11 protein-coding genes, 1 pseudogene and 1 riboswitch are annotated in these 10,583 nt (G+C 29.9%); of the genes and pseudogenes, 5 read left to right on the top strand and 7 right to left on the bottom strand.

Annotated features, from left to right (window positions below):
• Nucleotides 1-194 precede the first annotated feature (194 nt).
• Nucleotides 195-375: riboswitch (Lysine riboswitch) on the bottom strand.
• Nucleotides 376-611: 236 nt separating this feature from the next.
• Entirely contained in the window at nucleotides 612-902 is a 291-nt protein-coding gene (locus GD441_RS16285) for a DUF6509 family protein (protein ID WP_153127464.1), read from the top strand.
• 141 nt (nucleotides 903-1,043) lie between these two features.
• Complete coding sequence (locus tag GD441_RS16280; RefSeq protein WP_153127463.1) at nucleotides 1,044-1,508, top strand: DinB family protein; 465 nt, start codon at nucleotides 1,044-1,046, stop codon at nucleotides 1,506-1,508.
• Between the two features lie 109 nt (nucleotides 1,509-1,617).
• On the opposite strand, the gene GD441_RS16275 is transcribed toward GD441_RS16280, so the two are convergent.
• Nucleotides 1,618-1,905, bottom strand: a complete 288-nt coding sequence (locus GD441_RS16275; RefSeq protein ID WP_153127462.1) for a hypothetical protein — start codon at nucleotides 1,903-1,905, stop codon at nucleotides 1,618-1,620.
• A 196-nt stretch (nucleotides 1,906-2,101) separates the two neighbouring features.
• Here GD441_RS16275 and GD441_RS16270 point away from each other — a divergent pair, with 196 nt between their 5' ends.
• From GD441_RS16270 to GD441_RS16260, 3 genes and pseudogenes are all read left to right on the top strand, one after another.
• Nucleotides 2,102-2,755, top strand: coding sequence for an SIMPL domain-containing protein (locus GD441_RS16270; protein WP_191992215.1), 654 nt, complete (start codon nucleotides 2,102-2,104; stop codon nucleotides 2,753-2,755).
• Nucleotides 2,756-2,795: 40 nt separating this feature from the next.
• Nucleotides 2,796-2,987 (top strand): PNPOx family protein, encoded by a 192-nt coding sequence (locus tag GD441_RS16265; RefSeq protein ID WP_153127460.1) that lies wholly within the window; start codon nucleotides 2,796-2,798, stop codon nucleotides 2,985-2,987.
• A 29-nt stretch (nucleotides 2,988-3,016) separates the two neighbouring features.
• Nucleotides 3,017-3,121: pseudogene (locus tag GD441_RS16260) on the top strand (IS3 family transposase); the annotation flags it as partial.
• A gap of 648 nt (nucleotides 3,122-3,769) precedes the next feature.
• Here the strand turns inward: GD441_RS16260 and GD441_RS16255 are convergent.
• From GD441_RS16255 to GD441_RS17365, 6 genes are all read right to left on the bottom strand, one after another.
• Nucleotides 3,770-5,359: a hypothetical protein gene (locus tag GD441_RS16255; protein ID WP_153127459.1), complete on the bottom strand. Its 1,590-nt coding sequence runs from the start codon at nucleotides 5,357-5,359 to the stop codon at nucleotides 3,770-3,772.
• A complete protein-coding gene (locus GD441_RS16250; protein ID WP_153127458.1) occupies nucleotides 5,334-6,074 on the bottom strand; it encodes an ABC transporter ATP-binding protein in 741 nt (246 codons plus the stop codon). Before GD441_RS16250 ends, GD441_RS16255 begins: the two co-directional genes overlap by 26 nt.
• A gap of 1 nt (nucleotide 6,075) precedes the next feature.
• The gene (locus GD441_RS16245) at nucleotides 6,076-7,734 is read right to left on the bottom strand and encodes an ABC transporter ATP-binding protein (RefSeq protein ID WP_191992214.1); all 1,659 of its coding nucleotides are present in this window, start codon (nucleotides 7,732-7,734) and stop codon (nucleotides 6,076-6,078) included.
• Between the two features lie 26 nt (nucleotides 7,735-7,760).
• Complete coding sequence (locus GD441_RS16240) at nucleotides 7,761-8,978, bottom strand: 4Fe-4S cluster-binding domain-containing protein (RefSeq protein WP_153127456.1); 1,218 nt, start codon at nucleotides 8,976-8,978, stop codon at nucleotides 7,761-7,763.
• Between the two features lie 15 nt (nucleotides 8,979-8,993).
• Nucleotides 8,994-10,376, bottom strand: coding sequence for a radical SAM protein (locus tag GD441_RS16235; protein ID WP_153127455.1), 1,383 nt, complete (start codon nucleotides 10,374-10,376; stop codon nucleotides 8,994-8,996).
• Nucleotides 10,377-10,389: 13 nt separating this feature from the next.
• A partial coding sequence (locus GD441_RS17365) for a hypothetical protein (protein WP_225434279.1) occupies nucleotides 10,390-10,583 on the bottom strand: 194 nt, incomplete at its 5' end.

Raw genomic sequence — 10,583 nt, 5'->3', positions numbered from 1 at the left:
ACCGGAAGTTTGCCGCTCGCTTCCTTCAGATTCCGCGTCACCGCGGACACCCTTGCGTTAAGCTAACTGCTACTTCTGCCTTCGCAGTTCGGGACTCTCACCCTATAGATTACACCCATGCCGGGCGCACACAAAAAAACACACCATTATAAATGCGGTGTGTTTTCTACTTATAAAAACAGCCGCATCAGTCGAAAATGGATAGTTCTCCATGGTATATAACCATGACAGTCCTGCACCTATTCGGATACAGTCCCAGCTGATCATAGCCAGAAATACTATGAACGCTTCGGCAACACATCCTTTCAAACGACATCATCGAGTTTCTGTCTCTCTTTCGTTTTACTCATATGCATTGCGACCTCTACCTCATCTCAAGCTGATGAGGAATCCTATATGAAATTACTGTAATATAATATTATATATACTAGAGTTTTGTCAAACTACTATTTTGATATAAAATTACCCTCTCTACCCTAATAATGTAAAAACCACTCTTCTTGTTAACATAATATTTTTATGTTAAATGAGTTCATTTCTTCCCTCTTTTATTGTGCTTTTTTTTATTTTATTTGTATAATAATGCTATTACGTTTTGAAAGGATGTTTTCATGATTACTGTAACTGGTCATACGGTTGAACTGATCAACGACGAATTCGGGATTCTTTCTGGGGATCGCTATGAATTTCTATTGGATATTGAGGTTCCTGAGGATGATGAATTATATAGTGAAAAAGGATTATACGCCAAAATCATCTATTTAGTGGAAGAAACTGAAAAAAAAATAGTAAAGTATGATTTGTTCGAAAAAGAAACGAATCATTACTTGGATTTTGAGCTTGAGGATGAAGAAATTGAATTGTTAGCAAATTATTGCAAAGAACACTTATCTGAAGAGTAATTTTTTTCTCTCTGTTGGTTCAATTGTCTATTGAATAGAACATTAAACCTCCTAAGATTTATTCTTTATTCCTTTGATAGGGATAAAATTCAACAATATCGAATATATATTATTGTTGAATTTTTTTAGGAGGTGTATAAAATGTCCCGTGCAAGAAAATTTATTCGTTATTTTCGGTCACATCGTGATGTGACTTTGGATTTAGTAAGGAAAATGGATGAACAACATTATGATTACAAACCTACTCCAACATCTATGTCAGCCCAAGAGTTAGTCACTCATATGCTGACATCGTTCTACCGTTTTGCTCAAGCCGCTAAAAAAGGAGATTCATCCCCTTTTAAAGAAAAAATGGAAAATTCAGAAGGAAATTTAACGGTATTAGCAGAAAAATTGACATCAGATACGATACATATGATCGAATCCATAACGGATGATGAGCTTAATAATGAAGTCGATCTATCTCAAGTCTTTGGGATAAAGCTGACGGGCAGGCAGCTATTAAAGATGGCGATGGACCATGAAATTCACCACAAAGGAAATTTGTTTGTATATGTTCGTGAAATGGGACATACGGATCTTCCTATGTATGTAAAAAAAGTCTAAAACCTCACAAAGAACCAGATTTCTATTGAGTGGAATCTGGTTCTTTCCTTTTATAGGGTGTTTTTTTGAAAAACATAAAAATGAAACTCATCTCTTCTTCCACCATTTCTTAAATTGTACCATCTACTTCATCTAATAGGTTAGCAAGTATAGCGCTATTCTCTTGATCTGCATCAAACTGAACAATGTCGTCATAATCAAATAGCTGAAAGGAATCCCCAAAGGACTTTTTCATGAAATCGATGAAAGCTTCTGGTGTATTTGCTTCATCCTTATTGCGACGAAATTCCATCATGATTGTTCGAAATTTATGTGGCGGCAGGTCACATTGGATATGGTACGAACTCTTAAAACCAAATCGGTCATCCGAATTGTATAAATTGTATATGTAAGTCAAATCTATCTCCCCTTCTCTTGGATTTCATTTGTTATCTTTTGCTAAAAATAGAAAAAATATTTTAGAATGGCACAAAGGGTTTTTTAAAGAATACAAACATCGTACCTTTCTTTGTCATACTCTCCTTAACATGTATAATGATTCTCCTTCATATATTTCTCTAGAACATCAAAAACACATTTAGGAGAGATGTATGATGTATGGTTATCATTATGTTCCCCGCTCCCCTGCTCAAACAGCTATATTTACAGTCGAAGGAGCCGGGAGTATTGCTGTGCAGCCAGATACTGTGCGAATTGTAGTCGGTGCAATAACGGAAGGGAAAGATTTAACAGACATACAGCAGCAAAATGCTTCGATCATGAATGCTATATTAGCGGGATTGAGGCAGCTGGGAATACCGGAAAGTAACATTCAAACGAATGATTATCGAATTGAGCCTCAATACGATTATTCTACCTCTTCAGGAATCCTTAAAGGCTATAGAGTAACTCATACATTGCTAATCACGATTCAAAATGTCGATCAAACTGGCATGATCATTGACAACGCTGTGAAAAATGGTGCGAACTATATTGGAAATATAACATTTACCCTCTCTTCCCCATCTGCTGTCTATAATCAAGCATTAGCGGTAGCAGTAAAGGATGCTTATACAAAAGCTCAGACCCTTGCGAGAGCTTCAGGTTTTTCGAATGATCCAGTGATTGTCGAGATTACCGAACAAACCGAGCTCCCTATTCGTCCAATGGTTCTTGCTGCAACGAAAGAATATACTCCTACTCCGATTCAGGCAGGACAAATTACGATTACAGCAAAAATTATTGTAAAATTCACAATAAACCAATAAAATAATAGGAAAATATTGTACGATAAAGGACGTGTATTCTTTGCAGCAATACGATAAAAAAATTCAAAACGAACAACAGCTTCGAGAAATTTTGGGCCACCCTAGTAAGCTCGCAAACAATAAAGTCATTTCCTTTTTAGATGATCATTGTAAGGACTATATTCGAAAAACACCATTTATTGTATTATCTACATCGGATGCAAACGGGTTTTGCGATGCTTCCCCGCTTTGAGATTGCCGTTTAATGCATTTTTAGCTTGCCAAATACAGCAATATATGATTTATTACAATTACTACAGATATCAATGGAATTTTAAAAAGATGACCCCTGTTCAATACAGAAATCATCTTCTTAATGCTGCCTAGACTTTTTTTTAATGTCCTTTACAAAAGGTACACTTTAATTTTCCAGTAGAGACGTGCACTTTATTTGGAGAGGCGGTCATGATAGCCTACTCTGGCTGAGCCAGATACCTTGGCACATCTGGCTTCATGGCTCACAATCTTGCCCGCAGAGGCTCCAAGTAAAGTGACAATGGACACGTTCTAATTCCCAGTAAAGTGTTCACTTCAATTTAGCAAAAAGTGTTCAAAGGTATCTGACCGCGACAACATTCTGGAATTTATTTCCCATTTACTGCATGTGGCCTTTTTTTGCGTCGTTTTTGTACTTATCTTGGGCTTACCCCGTTAAGGGATTGGCTGTTAAGGGTGGTAAACTTTTATTTTAGCGTTTACAATCTACCCTAAGAATAGGGGGATTCCTTAATTACTTCTATTATAAAAATCATTTTTTTTTAGTATATAAAAGAGAAAGTAAAATTATGATAAAAAAAGATTCTATTTGCCATAACGTAGGTTCATCCAAAATTATTGCTATTAAACTTATTATGCACAGTATAACGCCTATAAAAATTTTCATTTTATCATTCCTTTAATAAAAGATATTTTTTGTTATTTTTAAGTGGTACTATAAGTAAGTATAAAAATATGTGCTCGGTGCTTAAATCAATATTATTTCAATTTAAAATAATATTGATTTAAGCGATGAAATAAGCTAGATGATTTAGCTCTTAATATTTTATATAAATACCACATAACAATTAACATTATAAGTAAATTAGCAATAAATATAATTATTAAATCTACCGAAAAAAACTTTAATAATAAATAACTTACTATGTAAAAAGTAACTACATATAAAGAATTAAAAACCTGAAAACTTGTAATAGCCGTTCTGCCTTTAAATAGTTCTTGTTCCTCATTCCATAACAAGACTGGAAAAAACACATCAAAAATTATACCTAGTAAAGATCCATTTAAAGAGAGTACGAGTGAAAGTAATATATATAACAATATGAATAGATTAGATACATTAAAAAACATATAGAAAATTAAAGCATATAAAAAAATTGCTGGTATAAATATTATCCATGCAGTTAAAACTTTGGCTATTATAGTATTCTTAATTGAAATAGGCATAGTACTTTTATAAGCTATTTCATTTTTTTCTCGTGAAAATGATGAAAGTGCAATTGGATTCCAGCCAATTGTAGATATAGAAAAACAAACAAGTATTATAAATATCAACTCTGTGTTACCTCTAGAAAAACTTTTAATTAAATCCACTTGATCATTATAGGAGAATATAACAATACATATTAATGGCGTAGCTAATACCGTAACTAAAGCTTTCATATAGAGTACTGGTCTTCTTAAAAGTAATATAATTTCATGTTTAATTGAAAAAAAGAGTATGCTTGAGTTCCACAACGATATTCTTGTCTTTCTTACTATTTTTTTTCTATTTCCTTTTCTACTAAAATTAAAATCATAGTATATTGATCCAGTAACCGTCACAATAAATAAAAATGCAATTGAAATTATTAATAGTAAAAGAAGTAAAAAAATTACATGCACAATATTTGATTGCTCCAGTGAAAAAAAATTCAAAAAAGTCAATAAAAAATCATTATAATTTGAACCTAGCATTAAAAAGGTTACTGGTTTTAAATAGACTAACCCCAAAAGACTAATAATACATAGTATTACAAATAATATATATTTAAATTTGCTATTAAATTTCATAACTTTTGAGCTTATAAAAACAACTGTTAAACTTAATGCATTCGGAACAAGTGGAATTATAATACTCAATGACAAAAACAAAAAATAAAATTCAATTGGAGGGGAGAAAAACTTATCAATATAAACAAAAATTGGAGTGCATAGAAAAAGTAACAGTATATATTGCGACAATAAAATCATAATAACTCTAGAACTAATTAATTGAATTTTACTGATCGGTAAATGTAAATAATATAAAAAATTATTTTGAAAGGAATAAGTATGAAAATATTGTACAAAACTTATCAAAAAAAGTAATCCACTAACTAAAATATAGAAAAGAATAACAATTAATTGTATACCAGTATTTTCATTTAATTCATAAAAAAAATACACTACTTTTTTTATAATAAAAAAATATAAAAAAAATATATAAATTAAACTTATTGTATTTATTAATATTGTACTTCTCGAATGAAATCTGGACCTAATTTTAAATAAAAATAACTCTTTAAGTAAAGGCATTATATTCATCATTAGTTAACTCCAAAAATAATTTTTCTAAAGAATCTTTTGTTTTTAAGTTATTTTGTATTTCTTCAAAATCCCCATTTAAGATTAAATTGCCCTTATTTAATATACCAACTCTATCACAAACTTGCTGAGCAATATCTAATAAATGTGTTGAAAATAAAACAACATTTCCTTTGTCACAATAACTTCTCATTAATGTTTTCAAGCCAAAAACTGCTTTAGGATCAAGTCCGTTAAAAGGTTCATCCAAAATCCAAACTTTTGGACTTTGTAATAAAGAACCAATTATAAACAATTTTTTCCTCATACCAAAAGAATAGTTTTGAATAAAATCATTTAATGCTTTAACCATTTCAAATTTATGTGCCAATTCTTGTATAATATTCCTAAAATGATTATCATTAATTCTATAAATTTTCTGTAAAAACTCCAAATATTCTATCCCTCTCAAATGTAAAAACATATTAGAATTATCGGGAACATACCCAACTTTCCGCTTAGCATCTAGCGGATTTTGTGCGATATTATACCCATCGATTATAATATCGCCTTCATCAACAGGGTATATTCCCGTTATACAATTGATTGTTGTTGATTTACCTGAACCATTGGGACCTAATAAGCCAAAAACTACTCCAGCTTCAATTGAAAAACTTAATTTATTTATAACCATCTGATTTGAGTTATATCGCTTACTTATAGCATTAATTTGCAACAATTTAATCACCTTTTTCGATTAAGAAACCTTTCTCACAAATATAACCATCTTTAATTTCTAAAATCTTATCTAAATTTGCTATATATTTTTGGTGAGAAACAATGATACAAGTCTTTTGATTAAAAATATTTTGTATAGCAGTGTTTAGTAAATTAGTGGAATCATTATCAATATTCGATGTCGCTTCATCAAAAACTAGTATATCTGGATTTTTGGCAAAAGCTCTTAAAATTGCTATTTTTTGTTTTTGTCCTCCAGATAAATTATTTCCTTTTTCATCTAGAATAATAGCTTTTGGATCGATATCTTCAAATATTTTATCATTAAAAATATTCATAATTTTATCTAATTGTTCTTTATTGATTAAAGGATTAGCCATTTTAATATTATCTAACAAAGTACCTGAAAACAAAACGATATTTTGTGAGACTAAACCTACTCTATCTCTGACGGATTTTATATTTATATCCTTTAGGTTTATATCATTAATTAATATTTCCCCACTATAATCTGAATAAAGTCCCAATAATAGCTTTATTATTGTCGACTTTCCTGAGCCATTAATTCCTTCAATTCCTACTTTTTCACCTTTATTAATCACGAAACTAATATCTTCAAATACTGCTTTGTTCGAATTCTCATATATAAAAGATACATTTTTGAATTCAATTTTATCAATAGTATTTATTTTTGTACCTTTCTTATGATCTTCTGGGATAACCTCTAATATTTCATTCACTCTTTGCAGAGCAATAATTCCTGGCTGTATAGTCATACTAAAAGTCGCTAATAACTGAATAGGTGCAAATAACAATAATGAATATTGAGTTAGAGCAACATAATCTCCTATAGTTAATTGATCATTAATAATAAATATTCCTATAGTTAGCGTTATACAAACCTGTGAAATATTCATTAAAAATGCAATACTTTCTGAACCCATCGCTGCAAATTTTCCATTTTCCACAGTTTTAGATGAAATTTCAGTGATTTTATGTGATAACACCATAGCCGTATTATCTTCATTATTAAGATGTTTCAATTCTTGAATTCCCTCAATAGATTCCTGAATTTTCCCTTTTACTGAGGCAGTAACTTCAAAAAGTTCTTTGGAACTTAAAGAGATTTTTTTTAAAGAAATCTTAGTTAAAAAATAAAATATAGGTAAGAATATTAACGTTACAAAAGCTAACAACATATTTTTATAAAAAATAAAAGAAAAGGCACCTAAGGCTGTTATGGATGCAGAAATTAAATCGAAAATAGCTGAGGAAAAAAAGACTGACAAAGAATTAGTTTCATCTATTCTCGATAGTAGATACCCTTTTTTATGTTTATCAAAATACCCCATGGGTAACCTTAATAAATGTGTATACAAATCTTTTTTTATTTCTAAAGTAAATTTAACCGATGATTTTGTATAAAAAATACGACTAAAGTAGCTTAGAAAAAATTTAATTGTGTATATTCCTATAAGTAATAAGGAAAGACTAATTACAAAATTTACGTTTTTAGGAACTATTCCTGAATCAAAAATTTTCTTAGTAATATATGGCATGATTAAATTAATAAAGCTAGAAAGAATAGTAAGTATCACTATTAGAATGAGTATTTTTTTAAATTTTAATAAATATTTTAGGATGAATTTTATATTGCCCACTGATTTGTTCCCCATTTTATTTATTTTTAAGAATTAAGGTAACATATCTCTTTTTCATTTATACTTTTTGTTATTTCTTCTTCTATGAACCTACAATCTATGCATGCATATCTATATTTACATGACTTACACTTATCTGTCTTAGAAAGTGTGAATCGCCAAAATTTATCTATTTCTTCAGTATGATTAAATAAATCTATAAATTTTTTATCTTCTAAATCCAATAAAATACGTTTATGCATTGATGGGCATGGGACTATTTTCTTGTCAGAGGTGACTGCAATAATGCCATTCAAACAAGGATGTAAATCTTTATAATACCCGAAATTATATGCCATTTTTTCAGGAAAGTTCAAACTCGCATATTTATGGACATCATTATTCATATTTACAATCTTACTGGTAGTTACATTTCCAAAATTGTATTCTTCTAATATTTGAATTAATTGTCGTTGTGTATTTAATGGCTGGTTTTCAAATACAATATTTGCATAATATTCAACATTATTTTCAACAAGCGGAGTAAATAAATTACTTAACTCCATTGCTTTTGTTTTTAAATTTTCCATATCCATATTTTCATCTGTATGATGAAATACAATTAAAGGACTAATTTTATTCGATACAAAAGTATCTATATGATAGTGTTTTAGTAAACTTCCGTTTGTAATAAATATTATCCTTATATCATACATAGCATTTTCTCTAGTGAATTTTAAAATATCCAAAAATTCACTTTCATTTGTTAAAGGGTCGCCACCGTGAAAGATAATTGTATTCACTGGCGTTTTTAATATGTCACTAATTAACCCTTTATAAAAAATCATATCAAATTTACTTGCTTGTGCTTTAGGCTTCGAACATGTTAAACAGCTACTTAGTTTATAATCAAAACAATCATTACAATCTTTATAACATGTTGTTGGAAGTTGAATATAGCAAGTATTAAAATTTAAATCAGTAGATGGTCTTGCTTTCCCTACTCTAAAACTTTCTTCCACGAAATAACTAGAAGATAATTTTGCTAATTGATTTTCCATGAGATTCTTGATAAAAGTATCTACTATTTCCTCGTCAAATTTATTTTTTACAACCTTAATTGCATTACCTTTTTTAAGCATATTTATAATTTCAGCATGCATCACGTCTAATGAGAAAAACCTTTTATTTTTCAAATCATATATTAATGCACCATTCTCTCCTAGAACAACTTCACAACTATTGTCGATAATTAAATAATTCATAGTCGTCTCACCTTTTTATAAATTTGGTATTAGTTGTTCAAAACCAACACCATCTTCAACCATTTCCCATATTCTCCTGAAATCTGTTTGCACACTTATCCTCATCTCTTGACAATTAGGAGACATATTTTTTTTATTAAACTTACCGTCCCCACCTAATACCCCTGGATAGCACAGTTCACAATTACTTTGTATTGGACAATTAACACAATTATCCATTACTTTATCTCTATATTCTTTCAACATATTTGATATAAGTGGAACACTAAGCCATGTATCTATGTCTCCTATAGGCGCCGTTTGATTAACTCGTTCACAAACATGTAGTTGTCCTTTACTATTAACAGCTATTTTATCACCTGGCACACAAGCACCTGTATATGAAAGAAAAGGTGGTCTTCTGTTTTCAAGTGGCACATTTCTAAATCTATTAAGTATTCCAAATATAGGTGCATTAAATAAAATACTTAAGAACTCTTCTTTCTCTACATTACCTGAAAGCATCTGCTCTTTATAAATTTCTCTTAATTCATCTAAAGACGATAAAAATTTTTCTTTTTCTTCTAGTGAATATTGATCATACCAATCAGTAAAAGCACCACCAACCTGAGAAATCCTTGCTATCTTTGGTAAAATATTTTTATTTTCCTTAAAGAAAGCTCTCATACGGTGTAAATCAGTTCCAGTATCTATTGTAATTAGTAATTGGCAATAGCGTTTATAATAATCGGGATAAAGCACTCTAATTCTATTTAAATTTTTCAAGATAATATCATATGTACCCTGGTTATTTGCAAAAACTCTCAATCTGTCATTTTCATCTTTATCACCATTTAAACTTATTGAAAGTATAAATTTATTCTCTGCTAAAAAATGAATTCTTTTATCATTTAACAAAGTTGCATTGGTAGTTGTAGAAAACATGATAGGATTTTCAGAAATCTCTTTTGTATAATTTACAACTTCTTCAATAAGTCTATAATTCATAAAAGATTCACCACCATAAAAACCAATGATGGGGTTATCAAATAAATTGCTATTTTTCCTCTCCTTATAATGTTCTAAATATTTATCTACTGCACGTTTGGCTGTAGAAATATCCATATGCGTTTCTCCATGAATTCTTTGATTATCATAATTTCCAGAGTAAACACAGTATTTACATCTAATATTACAAGCTTCAGTTAATAATAATATTAACTGATTTCCAGAATTCATCTTCAGATAATTTGCTAATTCAGTTTCATTGATTGGATTATCATTAATATTTAATTTCGATTTTCCAAATACAAATTTATCACTTGGTTCATTGCCATAAAAAGATACATTTCCTTCAATATCATTATAAAAGTATGTATTACCATTCTTAGTAGAAAAATAAAAACCCCTTTGCTCCACTTAACTTTCCTCCTTATAAACATTTATATAAAACAATATGCATATAATTATTAAAATTATATGCATATTGTGTGCGCCCGGCATGGGTGTAATCTATAGGGTGAGAGTCCCGAACTGCGAAGGCAGAAGTAGCAGTTAGCTTAACGCAAGGGTGTCCGCGGTGACGCGGAATCTGAAGGAAGCGAGCGGCAAACTTCCGGTCTGAGG

This window comes from Peribacillus tepidiphilus (assembly GCF_009466385.1).
In the GTDB taxonomy this organism is placed as follows: domain Bacteria; phylum Bacillota; class Bacilli; order Bacillales; family DSM-1321; genus Bacillus_BN; species Bacillus_BN tepidiphilus.
This window is presented reverse-complemented; position numbering and strand designations above follow the sequence as displayed.